Source organism: Salinimicrobium oceani (assembly GCF_012037645.1).
In genome coordinates this window covers 1-404 of the sequence record NZ_JAAVJR010000846.1, presented here as the reverse complement: position 1 = coordinate 404, position 404 = coordinate 1, and the positions used below count along the sequence as shown (strand labels likewise).

At 41.1% G+C, this 404-nt stretch carries 1 protein-coding gene; it reads left to right on the top strand.

Annotation, left to right across the window (positions count from 1 at the left end):
• On the top strand, nt 1–404 hold a 404-nt coding region (locus tag HC175_RS19685), incomplete at both ends, for a sensor histidine kinase (RefSeq protein ID WP_235942701.1).

The following is a 404-nucleotide window of genomic DNA, read 5'->3' as shown; positions in this document are numbered from 1 at the left end:
TATATCAAACAGGCATCTACCCGTCTCTCGGAACAGATCAAGGCACTCCTGGAACATTCCAGAATTGGAAGAAGTGGTAATAAGAAACTGGTGAACACCAAAGAAGTTGTAAAGGTGGTGAACAATGATCTTGGCAAGAGTATTGAAGACAGGAAAGCTAAAATCCATGTTGGAGAACTGCCGGAGATCATGGGTTATGAAGTAGAATTACGACTTCTGTTCCAGAATCTTATCAGCAACGCAATTAAATATACCCCAAAGGAGAGAAATCCCGAAGTCCGGATCTCGGCATTTAGGGAAGGAGAATTCTGGTTATTCTCTATAGTAGATAACGGGATGGGAATTGCCAAAGATGACCAGGCAAAGATCTTTACAATTTTTAACCGGGTAAAAAATGACGATGA